Annotated in this window: 15 protein-coding genes; 13 read left to right on the plus strand and 2 right to left on the minus strand. The window is 62.5% G+C overall.

What is annotated here, in order from left to right:
- Positions 1 to 3 precede the first annotated feature (3 nt).
- The 9 genes from GM608_RS02570 to GM608_RS02610 all read left to right on the plus strand — a co-directional run bounded on the left by GM608_RS02570 (position 4) and on the right by GM608_RS02610 (position 9946).
- Positions 4 to 1179: a deoxyguanosinetriphosphate triphosphohydrolase gene (locus GM608_RS02570; RefSeq protein WP_043560757.1), complete on the plus strand. Its 1176-nt coding sequence runs from the start codon at positions 4 to 6 to the stop codon at positions 1177 to 1179.
- A gap of 180 nt (positions 1180 to 1359) precedes the next feature.
- On the plus strand, positions 1360 to 3171 hold the full coding sequence (gene argS / locus GM608_RS02575; RefSeq protein WP_408863023.1) for an arginine--tRNA ligase: 1812 nt from the start codon (positions 1360 to 1362) through the stop codon (positions 3169 to 3171).
- 3 nt (positions 3172 to 3174) lie between these two features.
- Positions 3175 to 4353, plus strand: coding sequence for an SPOR domain-containing protein (locus GM608_RS02580; protein WP_333644959.1), 1179 nt, complete (start codon positions 3175 to 3177; stop codon positions 4351 to 4353).
- Between the two features lie 18 nt (positions 4354 to 4371).
- Positions 4372 to 5133, plus strand: a complete 762-nt coding sequence (locus GM608_RS02585; RefSeq protein WP_081562984.1) for a ScpA family protein — start codon at positions 4372 to 4374, stop codon at positions 5131 to 5133.
- A complete protein-coding gene (gene scpB, locus GM608_RS02590) occupies positions 5126 to 5758 on the plus strand; it encodes an SMC-Scp complex subunit ScpB (RefSeq protein WP_081562985.1) in 633 nt (210 codons plus the stop codon). Before GM608_RS02585 ends, scpB begins: the two co-directional genes overlap by 8 nt.
- Positions 5759 to 5774: 16 nt before the next feature.
- Positions 5775 to 6398 (plus strand): Sec-independent protein translocase protein TatB, encoded by a 624-nt coding sequence (gene tatB, locus GM608_RS02595; RefSeq protein WP_052349119.1) that lies wholly within the window; start codon positions 5775 to 5777, stop codon positions 6396 to 6398.
- Between the two features lie 118 nt (positions 6399 to 6516).
- Positions 6517 to 7299, plus strand: a complete 783-nt coding sequence (gene tatC / locus GM608_RS02600) for a twin-arginine translocase subunit TatC (protein ID WP_043561487.1) — start codon at positions 6517 to 6519, stop codon at positions 7297 to 7299.
- 79 nt (positions 7300 to 7378) lie between these two features.
- Positions 7379 to 8644, plus strand: coding sequence for a serine--tRNA ligase (gene serS, locus GM608_RS02605; protein ID WP_333644960.1), 1266 nt, complete (start codon positions 7379 to 7381; stop codon positions 8642 to 8644).
- A 195-nt stretch (positions 8645 to 8839) separates the two neighbouring features.
- Positions 8840 to 9946, plus strand: coding sequence for a hypothetical protein (locus GM608_RS02610; protein WP_052349118.1), 1107 nt, complete (start codon positions 8840 to 8842; stop codon positions 9944 to 9946).
- 69 nt (positions 9947 to 10015) lie between these two features.
- Here GM608_RS02610 and GM608_RS02615 read toward each other — a convergent pair whose 3' ends face one another.
- Positions 10016 to 12502, minus strand: a complete 2487-nt coding sequence (locus GM608_RS02615) for a helicase-related protein (RefSeq protein WP_333644961.1) — start codon at positions 12500 to 12502, stop codon at positions 10016 to 10018.
- Between the two features lie 194 nt (positions 12503 to 12696).
- Between GM608_RS02615 and GM608_RS02620 the strand changes: the two genes are divergently transcribed.
- The 3 genes from GM608_RS02620 to GM608_RS02630 all read left to right on the plus strand — a co-directional run bounded on the left by GM608_RS02620 (position 12697) and on the right by GM608_RS02630 (position 17307).
- Entirely contained in the window at positions 12697 to 13590 is an 894-nt protein-coding gene (locus tag GM608_RS02620) for a ferredoxin--NADP reductase (RefSeq protein WP_081562988.1), read from the plus strand.
- Positions 13591 to 13793: 203 nt separating this feature from the next.
- Entirely contained in the window at positions 13794 to 15185 is a 1392-nt protein-coding gene (gorA, locus tag GM608_RS02625; RefSeq protein ID WP_086431123.1) for a glutathione-disulfide reductase, read from the plus strand.
- 28 nt (positions 15186 to 15213) lie between these two features.
- The gene (locus GM608_RS02630) at positions 15214 to 17307 is read left to right on the plus strand and encodes an FUSC family protein (protein WP_081562990.1); all 2094 of its coding nucleotides are present in this window, start codon (positions 15214 to 15216) and stop codon (positions 17305 to 17307) included.
- A gap of 76 nt (positions 17308 to 17383) precedes the next feature.
- On the opposite strand, the gene GM608_RS02635 is transcribed toward GM608_RS02630, so the two are convergent.
- Complete coding sequence (locus GM608_RS02635) at positions 17384 to 17830, minus strand: hypothetical protein (protein WP_043560745.1); 447 nt, start codon at positions 17828 to 17830, stop codon at positions 17384 to 17386.
- A gap of 286 nt (positions 17831 to 18116) precedes the next feature.
- On the opposite strand from GM608_RS02635, the gene GM608_RS02640 reads away from it, so the two are divergent.
- Complete coding sequence (locus tag GM608_RS02640) at positions 18117 to 19496, plus strand: class II 3-deoxy-7-phosphoheptulonate synthase (RefSeq protein WP_043560743.1); 1380 nt, start codon at positions 18117 to 18119, stop codon at positions 19494 to 19496.
- Positions 19497 to 19498 lie beyond the last annotated feature (2 nt).

The raw sequence follows: 19498 nt of genomic DNA on the forward strand, positions 1-19498 counted from the left end.
CAGATGGAAATGGCCAGATACGCAGTGCAGCGGCAGGGTGCCCGTGGGCGTCAGTTTGCCGAGGAGGAAAGCCGCACCCGCACGCCGTGGCAGCGGGACAGGGACAGGGTGCTTCATTCATCCGGTTTCCGCCAGCTGCAGTACAAGACGCAGGTCTTCCTCAATCACGAGGGGGATTTCTTCCGTACCCGCCTGACCCATTCGCTGGAAGTTGCCCAGATTTCCCGTTCCATTGCCCGGACACTCGGTGTCAACGAGGACCTTGCGGAGGTGATCGCCCTGGCGCATGATCTTGGCCACACGCCTTTCGGTCATGCCGGTGAGGATGCGTTGCAGGCCGCCATGAAGGACTGGGGCGGGTTCGACCACAATATCCAGTCCCTCCGGCAGGTCACCGAGATCGAGGCCCGCTATCATGGTTTCGACGGCCTCAACCTGACATGGGAAACGCTGGAGGGGCTGGCGAAACATCACGGGCCTGTCCGCCGTCCTGCACCGTGGCTGGCCAGTTTTGATGGGCGCTACCCGCTGGAACTCTCCAGCCATGCCTCCGTGGAAGCGCAGATCGCCGCCATCTGTGACGACGTGGCCTATCACGGGCATGACCTTGATGATGGTCTCCGTGCCGGTCTTCTGAGTTTTGAGGACATCGAGGCGGTTCCCCTGCTGAAAACCTGCCTCGAGGAGGCCCGGTCTCTGAACTGGTCAGGGCATGGAGCGTTCGACCGTGACCAGCGTATCCGTCATGAAACGGTCCGGCGTGTCATCAATCGGCTCGTCAGCGACCTGATTGAACAGAGCCGGAAAGCTCTGGATGAGCTGAAGCCGCAGAGTGCCGATGACGTACGCCATGCGGGTCGTGCCATCGTCGAATTTTCTCCGGAAATGGCAGACCGGAACAAGGAAATCCGCACATTCCTTCACGCCCGGATGTATCGCCACTGGCGTGTCCGGCGGATGACCCGCAAGGCCCGCATCGCTCTGGCCGACATATGTGCCATTCTGGGGGATGAGCCGGAACTTCTGCCCACGCCTTGGCAGGAGCTGGCCCTGGAGCGGCGACGTGCAGGCAACGAGGCTGCTGCACGTCGTGTCGTGGCTGATTATATTGCCGGGATGACAGACCGTTTCGCCATGGAGGAACATCGCCGCCTGATGGACCTGTCCGTTCTGGGGTAAGAGGTTGCAAGAATCGCCTGTTCTGGCAGCGAGTGCCTGCTGGGCTGTTCCAAAAAGAGGCGGTGGCTTTTATAGTGGCACGGAACAAGGATGGCAGGCAGTTCTGGTGGCCTGTCATGTAGTGGATCATGACCCCCTTTCAGGGGATTTTGACAGGTTGGATAGAGAAAGTTGCAGAATATGGCCGGCATTGCCCCGACAGCATCATCCCCGGATTGTCTTTTCGCCATCATGCGGGAGAAGGTCGTAACAGCTCTCAAGGCCGTTCTGCCAGACCTGCCGGACGATGTCGCAGCCCGGGTGGAGGTCACGCCTCCCCGTGATGCCGCCCATGGGGACATGGCCACCAATGCCGCCTTGCTGGCCGCCAAGCCCGCAAGGCGCAAGCCGTTCGAAATCGCCAGGGAGCTGGTGGCCGAGCTGGCCGCCCTGCCGGAGATCGCCCATGTGGAGATGGCCGGTCCGGGTTTCGTGAACATGACGCTGAAGCCGGAGCTGTTCCACGATGTCGCCCGGGCCGTGCTGAAGCGTGGGGCCGCCTATGGGCGGTCCTCCCTCGGGGCGGGGCGCCGTGCCAATGTGGAATATGTGTCCGCCAACCCGACAGGCCCGATGCATGTCGGTCATTGCCGTGGTGCTGTTGTGGGGGATGCGCTGGCCAACCTGCTGGAGGCGGCAGGTTTCAGGGTCACACGGGAGTATTATGTCAATGATGCCGGGGCACAGGTCATCGCCCTGACATGGGCCGCCTACTGGCGCTACCTTCAGGCCATCGGTACGGATATTCCTGCCGAGGAATTCGGAGAGCTGGCACCCAGCGGACTGCAATATCAGGGTGAGTATCTCATTGCCGTCGGGCAGGCGCTAGCCGAAAAGCATGGCCGCTCCCTCGCATCCGCCGATGGTGGCGTGGCCCCGGTAGACACATGGTTCGAGACCGTCCGTGCGGAAGCCCTTGAGCACATGATGGGCATGATCCGGGATGACCTTGCCGCTCTGGGTATCCATCACGAGATTTTCAGCAGCGAGGCCGAAGTGCTGAAGAGCGGCGAGGTTGATGCCGCCATTGCCAGCCTTGAGACGCGTGGCCTGCTTTACGAAGGCGTGCTGGAGCCCCCCAAGGGCAAGAAGCTGGAAGACTGGGAAGCCCGCCCGCAGACGCTGTTCCGTTCCACCGAATTCGGTGACGATCAGGACCGTGCCCTGCGGAAGTCTGACGGGTCCAACACCTACTTCGCCAATGATGTCGGCTATCACGCCCGCAAGGCGTCCCGCTCCGATCTGCTGATCGATGTTCTGGGAGCTGACCATGGCGGGTATGTCTCCCGCATGAGGGCTGCCGTCGCCGCCCTGACGGAAGGGAAGACGGATTTTGAGGTCGTCATGTGCCAGATCGTCCGTGTGGTGAAGGACGGTGAGCCGGTGCGCATGTCCAAGCGGGCCGGGACCTTTGTCACGCTGCGGGATCTGATTGATGAGGTGGGCCGGGATGCCGTGCGCTTCACCATGCTGACCCGCAAGGCCGATGCGCAGATGGAGTTCGACCTGAACGCCGTCGTGGCGCAGACCCGGGACAACCCGGTCTTCTACGTCAACTATGCCCATGCACGCTGCCGGTCCGTCCTGCGGTTGGGAGAAGAAACCTATGGTGCCGCCGCCGTGACGGACGAGGCGCTCGCCGGGCAGAACCTGTCCATCCTGACAGCGGATGAGGAGCTGGCCGTCCTGCGCCGCATTGCCAGCCTGCCACGGCAGGTCGAGGCTGCCGCTCTTGCCCGGGAGCCGCACCGCATCGCCACATACTGCATCGATCTGGCATCGGACTTCCATGCGCTCTGGAACCGGGGACGTGAGGAAACCAGCCTGCGTTTCATCCAGGATGATGCACCGGAGGTCAGCAAGGCCCGGCTGGCCCTCGTGGCCGCCATTGCCTCAACATTGCGGATCGGCCTTGGCATCCTTGGTGTCGAAGCCGTAGAGGAGCTGCGCTGAACCATGTCCATGCCGGACGATCACCATAACGACATAGCGCCCCCTCAGGCTGATGACCGCCTGGGGGGAGGAAGCCGCAGGCCGCCCCGCAGTCGCCCTGATGAATCTCGGGGAGAACGGGCCGAGGTACGGTCAGGCCTGCTGGCGTCGCTCATGGGGGGGCAGTCCGGCACACGGGGATTGATGCTGCTTGGCGTGATCGGGGCTGCGCTGCTGCTGGGGATTGGTGGGGTCTGGAGCTGGATGGCCAGCCATCATCCGTCTGGTGTTCCGGTCATCGGTCCGCCACCTTACCCTGTGAAGGATCGTCCGGCTGATCCGGGTGGCATGATGGTCATGGGCGATGACACCACGAAGAGCGATGTGACCGGTCGTGGAGCCGTGCATCTGGCTCCCCCGCCTGAACAGCCGGATGCCAGCATGCTGGCCGGTCGTCTGGCACCGTCCGCCTCCGGGCCTGGGGCGGGAGAAGCGGCCCAGAAGGTAGCGTCTGCCAATAGCGGACCGGCAGGGGATGCAGTGTCGCCCGGGAAACAGGTGGCTGCCCCCGGAGGGGACGCAGATGCTGGAAAAGGTGGCGTGACCCAGGGCGGGGACATCCAGAGCACGTCCCTGCCGCCAGATGATACGGCGGATCAGACGGCAAAGGGAGATGTGGCGGATAAGGGGGCGTCCTCAGCCACAGTGTCCGCACCGAAGAAGCGCGAGCCATCATCCGATGCTGGGGATGAGGCCGATGAGGCGGACAACAGCCCGGATGAGGCCAGCAGCAGGGTGGAGGTGCCAAAGCGGGAGACACCGCCGGCCCGCAAGGCTGCTGGGGATGATGTGTCTGATGAGGCGTTGCCGCCGCCTGTACCCGCCCGGGCAAAGCCTGCCACCCCGATGGTGTCTTCTGAGGGACCCCGCAGAAAGGCTGCTGAAACAGGTGCGGCAGGGCGGTATGAGGTCCAGCTTGCTGCTCTGGCCAGTGAGGATCAGGCCCGGCAGGAATGGAGCCGCCTGCGCCACAGGCTGCCCGACCTTCTGGGAGGGTATGATCCGGTCTACCGGAAGGTGGAACGGGACGGGAAAACCTTCATTCGGCTGCGCATAGGCGGGTTCGAAGACAGGGCGGCGGCACGCCAGCTCTGTGTCCGGCTGCATGCACAGGCACAGGCCTGCGCCGTGGCGACGAACTGATCGTGGCAGCATCAGCCAGTGAGTGACGCATTGCATCTCGTGCTGGAGGGATTCGAGGGACCGCTGGACCTTCTGCTTGACCTTGCACGTTCCCAGAAGGTGGACCTCCAGCAGATTTCCATTCTCCAGCTCAGTGAGCAGTATCTGGAGGTTGTGGAGCGGGCCCGGCAGGGGGCGGCGGCCCTGCGGCTGGAAATTGCGGCGGACTGGCTCGTCATGGCAGCCTGGCTGGCGTGGCTGAAGTCCCGCCTTCTTCTGCCCTCGGCCGAGCAGGATGATGAAGCGGAGGATGCTGCGGGCCAGCTGCATGAGCGGTTGATCGACCTGGAGCAGATGCACCGGGCGGCCGCCTGGCTGGAGGAACAGCCACGGCTGGGACGGGATGTTTTCGCCCGGGCCGAGGCGGAAAATCACACACGGATTGAAATGGCACCGCTGAAGGGGGATGTGCCGTCCCTTGTTCTGGCCTATCTGGCGGCACGGCGGCGGGGAGGGCGCAAGCGGACCTATTCCCCCCGTGTGGCACGGTACTGGAGTGCCCAGCAGGCGCGGGAGGCTCTGGCCCGCCTGCTGGGGCGCAGGCGGGTGGCAGGCTGGCAGTCCCTGACAGATGTTCTGCCAGAGCTGATGGAAGGTGGAGCGCTGGAGAAGCGGGCTGCTTTGGCCGGTGCCCTGATGGCCGGGCTGGAAATGGCTCGTGGCGGCAGGCTGGAGCTGCGGCAGGACAGGGCCTTCGGCACTATTGAATGGCGGGAAAGAGAGGAGACCGGGCATGAATGAGAGAGGGCCAGCCTTTCAGGAGCTCCCGCCGGACATGGCCGGGCAGGATGAGTTTGCCAGAGCTGTAAGCCTCGTGGAGGCTCTGCTTTTTGCCAGTGCAGGGCCGGTGACGGCCAGCAGCATTGTGGGGCTTCTGCGGGAGCAGGGGCTGGAGGCACAGGCCGACAGTCCGGGTGCCGTGCTGGATGGGGTAGCCCAGCGGTACAGGGGCCATGCGGTGGAGCTTCAGGCCATTTCCGGTGGCTGGCAGTTTCGGACGAGAGCCATGTTCGGCCCGGCTCTGGCACGGGTGATCGAGCGGCCGAGACGGCTGAGCCAGGGGACACTGGAGGCTCTGGCCATCGTGGCCTATCACCAGCCCTGCACCCGGGTGGAGATCGAGACGATCCGCGGGGTCCGGCTGGGGCAGAGCATTCTTGATACATTGCTGGAGGAAGGGCTGATCACGCCCAAGGGTCGCAAGGAGGTACCGGGCCGTCCCGTACTGTGGGGAACGACGCCCCAGTTCCTGAAACTGTTTGGCCTTGCAAGCCTTGCAGACCTGCCCCGTAGGGAGGAATTGCTTTTCGAGCCTTCTTCCGATGGGGCGGGAACTGGGCTAGAAGACACCATACAGCCTTCATGAGGGGAGATGGCCACCGATGTTCGACCTGAGCTGGACAGAAATTGCCCTTCTGGTGATCGTGGCCCTCGTCTGCATCGGCCCCAAGGACCTTCCGGTAGCCATGCGGACCCTGTCCAGAGCCATAAAGGGCATCCGTCGGTTGGGGGCAGAGTTCCAGCAGCATATTGATGAGATGGTCAAGGAGGCGGATCTCAGCGAGGCGAGGGACCAGCTGCGGGAGATCAGGCAGTTCAGCCCACGGGAGCAGCTGCGCAGGGCCATTGACCCGGACCGCTCGCTGGACAGGCAGCTGGATGTTGGGCGGCAGGAAGGGATGCCCATGGCGCCTCCACCGCCACCACCACCTCCTCCACCACCGCCCGCACCGGGCAGTGAGGAGTTGGGGGGCTCCCGGTCCCATGTTCCCCCCGCCCAGCCTCATAACGCCCGTATGCAGGCACAGGCAGAAGCGCTGGAGCGTGCCCCGGCCATCCTTCCTCCGACAACAGCCCTGCGGTTGATCGAGGAATCCCGTTATTGGCACCGTCCGGCATTTCTTCCGCCGGAGATTGCCCTGCATAATGGTCGTCGTGCGGCCATCCTGACAGCAGCCCAGCCCTCTGAGAGCATGAAAGGAGAGCCGCAGCATGGTTCAGCCTGAGACATCCGGTGATACGGCACGGACACCCGCCCAGCAGGTGGAGCAGCCTGCTGGGGCGCCGGGGGGCGGAACGGTGCCAGGGCAGGCGCAGGAGCGCAGCGTGGCCGGTGATACGCCCATGCCCCTGCTTGATCATCTGATGGAACTGCGGCGGCGGCTCATCTGGTCTCTGGCAACCTTTGTGGTGGCCTTTCTCGTCTGCTATCATTTTTCCGGCGAGATATACCGGTTTCTGGCGGCGCCTCTGGCCAGCATCATGCGGCAGAAGGGCGAGCAGCCGCATCTCATCTATACCGCCCTGTACGAGGCTTTCTTCACCTATGTGCGTGTGGCCGTGTTCGGGGCGTTCTTCCTGTCTTTTCCCATGATGGCCATCCAGGCATGGATATTCATTGCGCCGGGTCTGTACCGCAATGAGAAGAAGGCGTTCGCCCCGTTCCTGATCGCCACGCCGCTGCTGTTTCTGGCCGGGGCGGCGCTGGCCTATTATCTGGTCTTCCCGTTTGCGTGGAAGTTCTTCCTGTCCTTCCAGCAGCTTGGTGGTGAGAATCAGATGGGGATTGAACTTCAGGCCCGCGTGTCGGAATATCTGAATCTGGTCACGAAGATGATCATGGCCTTTGGCATCTGTTTCGAGCTGCCTGTGGTGCTGACCCTTCTGGTCCGGGCCGGACTGGTGGGTACGGCCCTGCTGCGGCGCATCCGCCGTTATGCCTATGTCGGCGCCTTCGCCATTGCGGCGGTCATCGCCCCGCCGGATGCCATCACCATGCTTGGGCTGGCCATACCGCTGGTCGGGCTGTACGAGGTGTCCATCCTTGCCGCCCGCATGGTCGAGCCGAAGCCGGTTACGGCCGATGACGATGATGAGGCCCTGCCCGAGCGTGGGGACGCCGCCTGAAGGCGACATTTCCCCGGCAGGGGAAACTGGTATAGACAGACCCTGACAGTTGTAGAGACCCAGCGGAGTATCCCGACCCATGCATGACCTCAAAGCCCTACGTGCAGACCCCGCCGCTTTTGATGCCGCCCTTGCCCGTCGTGGCCTGCCCGCCGTGGCTGAATCCCTCGTGAAGGAGGATGAGCGGCGCCGTGCCGCCCTGGCCGAGTTGCAGGAGGCACAGGGGCAGAGAAAAGGGCTGGCCAAGGAAATCGGACAGGCCAAGCGCAAAGGTGAGGATACGGCTGGGATTGAGGCTCGTGGTGCTGCCCTTCGGGACCAGATCGCCACTCTGGAAGCCCGTGCCAATGAGATACAGAAGCGTATCGATGATGTGCTCCAGCAGCTGCCGAATCAGCTGGATGCAAACGTGCCTGATGGCCGGGATGAAAACGACAATGTGGTCGTGCATCAGTGGGGGGAGGTGCCGTCCTTCGCTTTCGAGGCGAAGCAGCATTTCGAGCTGGGCGAGGCTCTGGGCATGATGGACTTCCCTTCCGCGGGAAAAATTGCCGGGTCCCGCTTCGTGATGCTGCGGGGCGCCCTGGCCCGGCTGGAGCGGGCACTGGGGCAGTTCATGCTGGATACCCATACGGGTGAATTCGGTTATGAGGAAGTGACTGTCCCTCTGCTCGTCAATGATGCAGCCATGTATGGCACGGACAAGCTGCCGAAATTTGCCGAGGATTCCTTCCATACCGATGATGGCCGCTGGCTGATCCCGACCGGTGAAGTGCCGCTGACGGCCTCCGTCATGGGGGACATCCTGCCCGCCGAGAGCCTGCCACGCCGCATGACGACCCTTTCCACCTGTTTCCGGTCCGAGGCCGGGTCGGCAGGGCGGGACGTGCGGGGGATGCTCCGTCAGCATCAGTTTACCAAATGTGAGCTTGTGTCCGTTGTGGCACCAGAGGAGAGCGAGGCGGAGCATGAGCGCATGACCCGTGCTGCGGAAACGGTGTTGGAAAGGCTGGGCCTGCCCTTCCGCCGGGTGCTGCTCTGTGCCGGGGATACGGGCTTTGGTGCGGCAAAGACGTACGATCTGGAAGCTTGGCTGCCGGGGCAGCAGGCATGGCGTGAGGTGTCGTCCTGCTCCAACACGAGGGACTTTCAGGCCCGCCGCATGAATGCCCGGATGCGCCGGGAGAAGACGACGGTTTTCGTCCATACCCTCAACGGCTCCGGCCTTGCTGTGGGCCGGGTCATGATCGCCCTGATGGAAGTCCACCAGCAGGAAGATGGCAGCATCAGGGTGCCGGAGGTTCTGCGCCACTACATGGGTGGTCTGGACGTCATCCGGGCCTGAAAAAGCAGGAGGGATCATCCGTATCGGCTGGGATATGGATGATTGCCTGATGGTGCTTGAGGCCTGAAAAATATTTCCATTGAGTCATGAGCCTGCTTGCTGGTCAGTGGCGGGGGGCGTGTGATAGATGTCGTGGACTTGATCATGTGCAGGCGGCATGGACGCTCTGGCATATTTTGTTTTTCAGGATAACTCATGACACTGCTTCGTTCTCTGGGATGTGCCTTTGCTGTGGGTACATTGGCCCTGTCTGCCTGCTCATCATCTATCGGGCCACACAACATGCGGCGCGACCGGCTGGATTATGAGAAGGAGATGAGTCGGCAGCAGAATCAGGAGATGCTCTTCAACATCGTGCAGCTCCGCTATTCCCTGTCACCTACATTGATCGAACCGACACAGATCATCTCGGCCTATACGGCAGAGACGAATACCAGTGCGAACATCAGCGGTACGCCCTGGATTCAGGGTGCCGGGGGAACACTGGGCGGCTCGCTGGGCTATTCCTATAGTGACAGCCCGACGGTGACGTATCAGCCGGTTTCCGGGATGCAGTTCTCGGTCAACATCCTGCGGCCCATCTCACCGCAGACGCTTCTGCCGCTGATTTCCAGCGGTCTGCCGGTCGATACGCTGTTGCAGATGACGATGCAGTCCATCGGTCCAGCCAGCAACACGACCAGCACGATTGCCGGGACGGAAGGCAAGGAAGCCTCCATCCGTTTCACCTATCTGCTGCGGGCACTGCGGAAACTCCAGGCAGGCAATGCGCTGAGTATCCGGAGCATTGCGCCGACACCGGCAACCAAGACGCAACCCGCTCAGCCAGAACGGACCTTCATCCTGCTGCCCCACAGCAGTGCGCCGGAGATTACCGAGCTTCAGGGGCAGGTGCGGCAGGCTCTCCAGCTTCCGCCGGGCTGTGAACAGGCCGAGGTCATCTATGGCCGTACGGCGGATCATCCGGGCCAGGTGGCGATGGTGACACGTTCCATGCTGTCGATCTGGGAAGACGTTGCGAGCACGATGGAAGTGCCGCAGAAGATGGTGGACAAGGGCGTGACGGCTCCGTCCGTGGTCCGTGGTCCGAACGAACCGCAGCCGGCCATCATCATTCATTGCAGTCCGGAGAAACCCAGCAACGAGCAGGCTTACACCTCCGTCGAGTATGAGGGATCATGGTACTGGATTGCCAAGGATGATCTGGCCAGCAAGCTGGCTTTTTCGATGCTCCAGTTCATTCATGCCATTGCAGAGACAGCGTCTGCCAAGGGGGCCATGGTCACCATTCCCAGCCGCTGAGGCTGACTGGCTGACCTGAAACAGGAACGGGCGTGCCTTGTGAAAGGCCCGCCCGTTTTTTGTGGTGGATTATTCCTTCCTGCGCCGTTTGTGTGGTTTTTTCTTCTCGAAGCCTCCAGCCTTGCCTCGTGGCCCTTTGGGCCGACCATGGTTTTCCTGGCGCCCGGGAGGGCCAGTCCGGCGACCCTGATGGCGGCGGGAGGATTCACGCATCCGGCTCTGGGTGCGGAGAACCTGTTCGATCCATTCATCGAGAATGGCGGCATTGCGTTCGGCAACGATGAGTTCCGGATAGTTCTCCGGGAAGCGCATGGCCAGCCACCGCCATGTGACAAGGCGACGATGGCGTTTCTCGGCCCGTTCCAGCTCTTCCCGCCCGGCCGTGGCGGCGGCGGGGAGACGGCCCGTGCCGGGGGGGAAGATGCGCTGCCCACGGGCATGGAGGGCGGCCCATTCCACAAGGCGGGGAATGCCGTTGTCCCGTGTGTTGATCGGGCACATGGCGTAGGTCCAGCGGGTGGAGAGGTCCAGCCCGTCCACGCCTTCCAGTGCGGCGGCAATTTCCAGAGCCTGCTCCATGTCGGCAAGACGGTAATTTGGGTCATCCGGGCGGAGGACAGCCCGCTTGATGCGGGTCAGCACGCCGTAAAGGCTGTCTGATCCCATTTCCTGCGCAACGGCCTGCACGATGTCCGCATCGGGCTGGACGAGGGGGCGGAGTTCCAGCGTGGGTTCCGGCGGAGCGTCCAGCATCTGGCGGATGAAGCTGGGGCGGCCTGCCCCTTCCAGCACGCAGACCAGTCCTTCCTCATGCTTGCCGAAACGGCCTGCCCGTCCACCGATCTGTTTGACTTCCTGCGAGACAAGGTTGCGTGTCTGCCGTCCGTCATATTTGCGCAGCGTGCTGAACACCACCCGGCGGATGGAGAGGTTGAGGCCCATGCCGATGGCATCCGTCGCGATGAGGATGTCCGCTTCACCCCGGTTGAAGCGGGCGGCCTCGGCCCGGCGGACTTCCGGGCTTAGGGCACCATAGATGACGGCGACCCGGCGGTTATGGGCCATCAGTTCGGCCCGGAGGTCCAGCACGTCCCGGCGTGAAAAGGCGATGAGGGCATCACCGGCCCGCAGGTCCGTCAGGGCCAGTGTTCCGGCGGGGCGGAGCGGGCTTTTGCGCTCCAGATGGATCTCATCCACCGGGTCATTGCAGAGTTCGGCAATGCGCTTGACGAGCGGGATGCAGTCCGCCGCTCCGAGGATGAAGACGTGCCGTGCCGGAACGCCCATGATGGCGGCCGTCCACGCCGCTCCCCGGTCCGGGTCGCTGAGCATCTGGGCCTCATCGATGATGGCCACGTCAACAGGGTTGCTGAAGGGGCACATCTCCACCGTGGCGGCCAGATGGCGGGCCGTGGGGTCGATGATGCGTTCTTCTCCGGTTGTCAGTGAGGCCGGAACACCCCGGCTGAGCATGGCTTCCCGGAATTCATGGGCCAGCAGCCGGAGGGGGGCGAGGGCCAGACCGCTCTCTGCCTGGGCGAGGGCCTCCAGTGCCGTGTGGGACTTGCCGGAATTGGTCGGGCCGGTCACCAGCGTGATGCGGCGTTTCAGCGCACGGGCAGTGCGGAAATGGGCGGCGAAGCGGTCCAGTGCGGCGACACGGGCGATGGCCGCATTGCCCTTGCGGGCCTGCGGGCTGTCATCATAGCCGTCACTCTCCTTCTGGCCCGTGCCACGTCGCCAGCTGTTGAGCAGGAGGCGGCATTTTTTCAGCTCTGCCGGGTCGAAATGGAAAATCTCCAGCCCGTCCGGCTGCATGTCCCGCTTGGCGACGGGGATGCGGTTCTCGGCGATCCAGCGCAGGGCTTCCCGGCGGGAGCAGTGCAGCAGGGCGGGAACCTTTTCGAAGCCGACAAGGGTGGCTTCCCAGTCCCTGATCTTCTGGAGTTCCCGTGCCCGGCGGGCTTCGGCCCTGGCCCGGATATCTTCCTGCTCCCGTGCCCGGCGTTCCTCTTCAAGGATCATCTCATCCTCGAAGCCAAGGTCCACGCCACCAAAGGCCCGGGCGATGCTGTGGGAGAGCCGTTCAATCTGCGTGCCGGAGAGGAAGGTGCCGACATCGGCAAAGTCCGCCCGCATGTCGTCCAGCACCCGCAGGGGGGTGTCTGCCATGTCCCGCCAGCGTTCTTCCAGCACGCTTTCCAGCACGGCGTTCTGGCCGTTCTCGTCAATCAGCGGATCGCTGATGCGTTCGGCCGCCAGAAGGACATCGGCCTTGCGGACCCAGACATCTCCGTTGCGATGGGCACGGTTTATCATGCCACTGGCCCAGCTGCGGCGGCGGACCTGGCAGAGCGCATGGAGCAGCTCGGCCTCGTTGATCTCCGTCTTGTCGGCTCCCAGCCGGCGGGCGACCTGCCGCAGGAGGGAGGCCCGTTCCCGTGGGGTGATGGCCAGGTGCGCCCCAAAGGCAGATTCAGCCTGTTCGAGGGCACGTTCTGCCGGGGAGGCGGGGGTGAAGGAGGAGGGATCGTGGGGCTGGGAACTGTCTGTCATGCAGGTGTTTTCAGGAGGGCAGGGCCGGGAAGTCAAGAGAAAAGGGGGCATGGCGTCCCGTTTCTGGTGACAATCGGGTAAAAGAAAGGCATGTTGTCGAACATGCCGGTCGGTGCCCCCGGTCTCCGGGTGGTGCCGTGCCCTGTTGACTGAACATGATGTGATTTTTGCATTTCTGGAGATGACGACGGATCATGAGCACGCCTTACCCCGCTGAATCCGCCCCCACACCCGTGATTGATGAGCCGTTGACCGGCCTTGTCCCCTTTGAGGGGCACGAGGGCCAGTACCGCCTTGCCGAACCGACCAAGGAATATGGTCATCTCTATCCGGCCAAGGTCCAGCAGGTCCATCACTGGACGAACCGCCTTTTCAGCTTCACCACGACTCGTGACCCCGGCCTGCGTTTCTCCAACGGCCAGTTTGCGATGATTGGCATCGAGGTGGAGGGCAAGCCGCTGCTGCGTGCCTATTCTCTTGCTTCCGCCAACTATGAGGACCAGATGGAGTTCCTCTCCATTGCCGTGGAGAATGGCCCGCTGACCTCCCGCCTGCGTCACGTCAAGGTGGGTGACACGGTGCTGATCGGCCGCAAGCCGGTGGGGACCCTGCTGCTGGACAACCTGAAGCCGGGCCGCAATCTGTATTTCCTCTCCACCGGGACAGGTCTTGCGCCGTTCCTGAGCCTCATCAAGGACCCGGACGCCTATGACCGTTATGAGAACGTGATTCTCACCCATACGGTGCGTGAGCGTGGCGAGCTGGCCTATCGTGATTACATCACGAACATCCTGCCCAAACATGAGTTCCTCGGTGAGGATGTGGCCGCCAAGCTGAAATATTATCCGGCTGTCACCCGTGAGGAGTTCCCCGTGCAGGAGCGCATCACGGCCCTGATCAATAACGGGCGCATCTTCCGTGACCTGAACATTGACGAGCTGGACCCCGAGCATGACCGCGTGATGATCTGCGGGTCCCCGGAGATGCTGGCCGATACCCAGAAGCTGCTGGAAGAGCGTGGCTTTGAGGAAGGCAACATGAGCCGTCAGGGCTCCTATGTGGTCGAAAAGGCTTTTGCCGAGCGGTAAAGGCGAGGCTGTAAAATCAGCGGACCCGTAAGCGGGCAGGTTCGAGCGGGTATGAGTAGGCGATGTGTGGCGGGGCCCCTCACGCATCGTTGAAGCCCCTCGGGCCTGCCCGTTCTGCTATCTGGTGGAAACGGGTCATGCAGGTGTGGCGATAATCAGGGCCTGTTTCCCCTGGCTGAAGGGGGAGAGGTGGGAGGAACGTTATGCAGGATTATGATCTCTTTGTGATCGGTGCGGGGTCGGGCGGGGTGCGCTGCGCCCGCATTGCAGCCCAGAATGGTGCCCGTGTGGGTATTGCCGAGCGCAGACACTGGGGTGGTACCTGTGTCAATCTGGGCTGTGTTCCCAAGAAGCTGATGGTCTATGCAGCCGAAACGGGCCGGATGATCGAGGATGCCCCGGCGTTCGGCTGGGATGTGCAGCGCCCGTCCTCCTTTGACTGGTACGGCTTCCTCGCCGCCAAGGACCGGGAAATCGAGCGGCTGAATGGCATTTATGTCTCCATGCTGGAGAAGGCCGGGATCGACCTCTACACGGGTGATGCCCGATTGCTGGATGCCAATACGCTGGAGATCGGCCCGTCCGTTCTGGCACCGGAGGCTCCGGTCCAGCGCATCCGGGCCAGGAAGATCGTGCTGGCACCCGGCTCCACCCCCGTGCGGCTGGATATTCCGGGTGCTGAGCTGGCCATCACCTCTGATGAGCTGTTCCATCTGCCCGAGCGGCCCCAGAGGGTTGCCATCATTGGCGGCGGTTATATCGGGGTGGAATTCGCCGGGATTCTGGCGGGCATGGGCTCGCAGGTGGACCTGTTCTACCGCCAGCCCCTGCCACTGCGTGGATTTGATGAGGAAGTCCGTACGCATCTCAGGGAGCTGATCGACCTGCATGGCATCACCCAGCATCCGGGCACCTCGCCGGTCCGTCTGGAGGATATTGGTGGCGGCAGGGCCGTTCGTCTGGTGATGGATGACGGGGCCTCTTACGAGGTCGATGCGGTCATCATGGCTACGGGGCGCCGGGCTGCCGTGGATTCCCTGGGGCTGGATGCCGCAGGTGTGGCGGTGGAGAAAGGACATGTCGTGGCGGGGGTGGATGGCAGGACCAATGTGCCCTCCATCTATGCCATCGGGGATGTCAGGGATCAGTACAACCTGACCCCTACTGCCATTGCGGAAGGTCACATGCTGGCCGAGCAGCTCTTCAATCCGCAGGGGCGGACATGGTCCTTCGAGACCCTGCCGAAGGCCGTCTTCTTCTCATCCCCCGTGGGTGTCGTGGGGATGAGCGAGGAAGAGGCAGCCAAAACGCATGATCTTGCCATCTATACGTCCCGCTTCACCCCCATGCGGCAGACGCTGCCCAAACGGGCCGGGAAGATACTGATGAAGCTGGTGGTGGACCGTCACAGTGATGTGGTGCTGGGTGCCCACATGGTCGGGCCGGATGCTCCTGAGATCATCCAGATGCTGGCCATTGCCGTGACGGCGAAGCTGACAAAGAAGCAGCTGGACCAGACTGTGGCCCTGCACCCCAGCACGGCAGAGGAGTTCGTGACGATGAGGACGCCCACCCGTCTGGTGGACCGCCACTGAACGGGCTGGCAGGAGGGCGGGGCGGATCATGAACTGGCTCAAGTTACAGCCGAATACCCTGAGTGCCGTTCTGTTCTCCCTGCGGACGACCATCGCCTCGCTTGTGGCGCTTGCCATCGCCTTCTGGATGGAGATGGGATCGCCCCAGTGGGCTGCCATGACGGTCTGGATCGTGGCGCAGAATTCCCGTGGGATGAGCCTTTCCAAAGGGCGCTGGCGCATTGCCGGAACCCTGCTGGGCATGGTGGGAGGCATCAGCCTGATAGCGGTAGCCCCGCAGCATCCGTGGATTTTCTTTGTGTTGCTGGCCGGCTGGGTTGGCTGGTGTACCGGCATGGCCTGCATGCTGGAGAATTTCCGGGGTTATGCCATGGTTCTGGCCGGTTATACCGGGGCCATCATTGCTGTCGGTGCTTCGGAACATCCCGATCAGGTCTTCTATATTGCCATGGCCCGCGGGTCTTACATCCTGCTGGGTGTGGTGTGTGAAATGGTGGCAGGAATGGTCACCGTGCCGGGGGCAGACCGGGTGGCCCGTACGGACCTCCAGCAGCGTATGGCTGCCCTGCTCAGCCAGACAGCCGCGGCTCTGGCCCTCATCCTGCGTCAGGACGAGAAGGGTGTGGCGGAGATGACCCGCATTCTTGGCTCGTTGCAGGGGTTCAATGATCAGCTTGAATTCATCCGTATTGATTCCCGTCATGCAGGCGAAGAGGCGGATCAGGCCTATGTGACGCTGGAGCGTGTGTCCTTCGTGCTGGCCCGTGGGGTGGGGGTCCGCTCCCGGCTTGCATCAGCACCGCACATACCGGCCCGGCTGGCAGCCGGCCTGGAACGTGTCGCCGGGGAGCTGGATGGCATCGCAGCCCTGCTCAGGCAGGACACGGCTCATGTCATGGCTGGGCTGGGCCAGCTTGAAACCATGCTCCAGGAAAATCATGACGAGCTGGAACGCTGCCTCTCCCGGGATGATGAGGATGCTCTCCAGCAGGGTATTGTTGGGGTAGGGGTGGAGATCATGCTCATTGATTTCCGCTCGGCGGTGGAGTCCCACTATGCAGGTCTGCGGAAACTGCCCGCCCTGAAACGCCATCGCATAAAACGTCAGGCGGATGGGCGGCTTGCAACCATCAACGCCATCCGGGCTGCCGTGGCCATATTGATCGGCGCCTTTGTCTGGGAGGTGACGGCATGGTCCTATGGGGGGGCTTACATGAGCCTGCTCAGCGTGGTGTGCGCCCGGTTCGCAATCATGAACAACATGATCCTGATCAGCAAATATTTCTTCTATGGGGCTGTCTGCTCCGTACTGGCCAGCATCATTCCGGTTTTCCTGGTCATGCCCATCACGTCGGACTATGCCGTTTTCGCCATACCGGTTGCCGTGCTGATGTTCCTCGGGGGGCTGGCACTGCGTATACCCGCTCTGGCAGGGGTTGCAGCGTCCTATGTCAATTTCTTTCCGTGGGTTCTAACTCTGGACAATCAGGCCAGGGTGGATGAGGTGACATGGTTCAACCAGTCGCTTGCCCTGTTGCTTGCCTTGTGGAGCGGTGTGCAGGTGTTCCGCACGGTTCTGCCTTTCTCCGTGACACAGGCATGGGCACAGTTGCGGCGGCAGCTGGTCAAGGAGATTCAGAAGCTGAAAGAGCCCCTGCGGGGACGGGCCCAGACCCAACGGCTCTGGACCAACGAGACAACCCTGCGGATGGAGCAGATCATCCGTTTTGCGGGCCAGATCCCGCAGGATGAGGTTGACAGCATGATTCGTGGCACGCTGGCCGTCATGACGGTCGGGCGGAACCTGTTGACCCTGCGGGACCTTGTTGCGCTCGGGCGTCTGCCCCCAAGTGCCCTGGCCGCCGGGGAGCATATGGTCCGGGACATCATCCATCTGACTGAACAGGGGCAGGAAAGCAGCCCGATGACGGTGGAAGAGTTCACGCAGGAACAGGCCCATCTGGAAACTGTCTTCCATGGCAGTAGAGGGCTGTCCCGCCGGCGGGACCTTGCTGCCGGGATAGGCTGCCTCAGGATCATCCGCTTTGAGTATCAGACAAGCCGGACGTTCTTTCTCAGGGGGTATGGCGCCGCAGCAGGGCAGGTACTGGGGGCAGGATGAAAAAAAGCCCCGTCTCCTAGCGGGGAGACGGGGCTTTTCCGGGGGCGGGCTGACCGTTTACAGGTCGCTTTTCCCCTCAGAAACCATTGCCGCGCGGGGCGACCCAGCCATTGCCGGTAGCGTCACCCACCTGGCCACTCTGGATGGGGTTGGTATCCTGATAGGAGCTGCCGAATTTGCCGAGATTGCTGCCCGTGACAGCATCACGGTTGGAGCGGAGATGGGCCTCGTGCTCCGGGTCCGGGCCATTTTCGAACTCCGTGGAGGGAACATCCTGATAGCCCGGCGGCGGCGGACGATGCCCCCGGGCACGGAAGTGCTCACCACCTTTCACGGCGTTTTTCTGTGCCTGCTGGGCAGCCTGTTTTGAGGAGGTAGTGGCGGGGTTGTCCTGATAGGGGGTGCTGAAGTGGACCGTCTGGGCCATGGCACCCGGCATAGCAGCCGGAACAAGAGCCGCAAGACCGAGGGCAGCCGTCACGGCTGTCAGGCATCTGGAGACTGAATGAAAAGGCGAAGCCATGTGTGTTCTGTTCCTGCGTAGATGGGAAGTACTTCCTTCCCCCATATATCCTTTCAGGCGGCGGGATGATCAAGCCTTTTCAGGGTAAAATGATGAAGGAACCGCAGGGCGGTCATGGCATGGCCGCATGGGCGAAAGGAGCCGGGTTGAATATTTTGCGGCCTGCTCTACCATTCAGCGGACATTTCGGTCATAAAATCACCCACTGGAATGACAGCTCCAACCATTACGTTACGGGCGGCCCATCCCATGAGCAGGGTCGCTTCCCTTGTCGCAGGAGAACAAGATGCAGCAGTCAGACGGGCACAGCAGCACGACACAATGGTCACCGGCCAGCTGGCGCCTGCGTCCGATCCGTCAGGCCCCGACCTATGAGGATGGGGCAGCCCTTGCCGCAGTGGAAGAACGTCTGCATCGCTATCCGCCGCTCGTTTTTGGCGGGGAGGCCCGCCGCCTGAAAGAGCGTCTGGCGGCTGCCTCCCGCGGGGAGGCCTTCGTTCTTCAGGGAGGGCCTTGTGCCGAAAGTTTCGGGGAGTTCACCGGGGACATCATCCGGGATACGTTCCGTGTCCTGTTGCAGATGGCTGCCATCCTGACCTTCTCCGCCAAGGTTCCGGTCGTGAAGATCGGGCGCATGGCCGGGCAGTATGCCAAGCCCCGTTCTTCCGATGTGGAGAAGCGGGATGGCGTGGAGCTGCCCTGCTACCGTGGTGACAATGTCAATAGTCCGGAATTCACTGCCGAGGCCCGCAGGCCGGACCCGGCCCGTATGGAGATGGGCTATTTTCAGGCGGCAGGCGTGCTGAACCTGCTGCGGGCCTATTCCCGGGGCGGGTTTGCCAATTTGCATGACATCCATCGCTGGAATCTGGACTATGTCCGCAACTCCCCGCAGGGTGAGCGTTATGAGCAGCTGGCCTCCCAGGTGGAGGATACGCTGGCCTTCATGAAAGCCTGTGGCGTGGAGGACAATGCCCCGCATTACGATGAGGTGGAGTTCTATACCTCTCATGAGGCCCTGCTCCTGCCGTATGAGCAGGCTCTGGCCCGTGTGGATGAGGTGACAGGCCGCCATTATGGCCTGTCGGCCCATTTCCTCTGGATTGGCGACCGTACCCGCCAGCCAGAGGGGGCGCATGTGGAGTTCCTGCGTGGGGTGGACAACCCGATCGGCATCAAGGTCGGGCCGACCACGACCATTGAGGACCTCCAGAAACTTCTGGAAATCCTTAATCCGCAGGATGAAGCAGGCCGCATCACGCTCATTTCCCGCATGGGCCACAGCAAGGTGCGTGAGCTCCTGCCCCCGCTGCTGGAGGCCGTGCGCAGGACAGGCCGGACCGTGACATGGATATGTGACCCCATGCACGGCAACACCACCACGTCGTCCAACAAATACAAGACCCGTGCTTTCGAGCATGTTCTGGACGAGATCATGGGCTTCCTTGATGTGTTCGAGCAGGCCGGTGTGGTGCCTGGTGGCATTCATCTTGAGATGACCGGCAGCGACGTGACGGAATGTACGGGTGGTCCCCGGTGTCTGACGGATGCCGATCTGCCGACCCGGTACACGACATTCTGTGACCCGCGGCTGAATGCCGAGCAGTCTCTGGAGATCGCCTTTCAGCTTTCAGACCGGCTGAAGCGTATTTTCGGAAAACGCTGAAG

Source organism: Bombella sp. ESL0380 (assembly GCF_009725805.1).
GTDB classification, from domain to species: Bacteria; Pseudomonadota; Alphaproteobacteria; order Acetobacterales; family Acetobacteraceae; genus Bombella; species Bombella apis.

Excerpts from the sequence above, each read along its gene's own strand:
- GM608_RS02570 (WP_043560757.1), top strand. The coding sequence starts at position 4 with ATGGAAATGGCCAGATACGCAGTGCAGCGGCAGGGTGCCCGTGGGCGT.
- argS (WP_408863023.1), top strand. The coding sequence starts at position 1,360 with ATGGCCGGCATTGCCCCGACAGCATCATCCCCGGATTGTCTTTTCGCC.
- GM608_RS02580 (WP_333644959.1), top strand. The coding sequence starts at position 3,175 with ATGTCCATGCCGGACGATCACCATAACGACATAGCGCCCCCTCAGGCT.
- scpB (WP_081562985.1), top strand. The coding sequence starts at position 5,126 with ATGAATGAGAGAGGGCCAGCCTTTCAGGAGCTCCCGCCGGACATGGCC.
- tatB (WP_052349119.1), top strand. The coding sequence starts at position 5,775 with ATGTTCGACCTGAGCTGGACAGAAATTGCCCTTCTGGTGATCGTGGCC.
- tatC (WP_043561487.1), top strand. The coding sequence starts at position 6,517 with ATGCCCCTGCTTGATCATCTGATGGAACTGCGGCGGCGGCTCATCTGG.
- serS (WP_333644960.1), top strand. The coding sequence starts at position 7,379 with ATGCATGACCTCAAAGCCCTACGTGCAGACCCCGCCGCTTTTGATGCC.
- GM608_RS02610 (WP_052349118.1), top strand. The coding sequence starts at position 8,840 with ATGACACTGCTTCGTTCTCTGGGATGTGCCTTTGCTGTGGGTACATTG.
- GM608_RS02615 (WP_333644961.1), bottom strand. The coding sequence starts at position 12,502 with ATGACAGACAGTTCCCAGCCCCACGATCCCTCCTCCTTCACCCCCGCC.
- GM608_RS02620 (WP_081562988.1), top strand. The coding sequence starts at position 12,697 with ATGAGCACGCCTTACCCCGCTGAATCCGCCCCCACACCCGTGATTGAT.
- gorA (WP_086431123.1), top strand. The coding sequence starts at position 13,794 with ATGCAGGATTATGATCTCTTTGTGATCGGTGCGGGGTCGGGCGGGGTG.
- GM608_RS02630 (WP_081562990.1), top strand. The coding sequence starts at position 15,214 with ATGAACTGGCTCAAGTTACAGCCGAATACCCTGAGTGCCGTTCTGTTC.
- GM608_RS02635 (WP_043560745.1), bottom strand. The coding sequence starts at position 17,830 with ATGGCTTCGCCTTTTCATTCAGTCTCCAGATGCCTGACAGCCGTGACG.
- GM608_RS02640 (WP_043560743.1), top strand. The coding sequence starts at position 18,117 with ATGCAGCAGTCAGACGGGCACAGCAGCACGACACAATGGTCACCGGCC.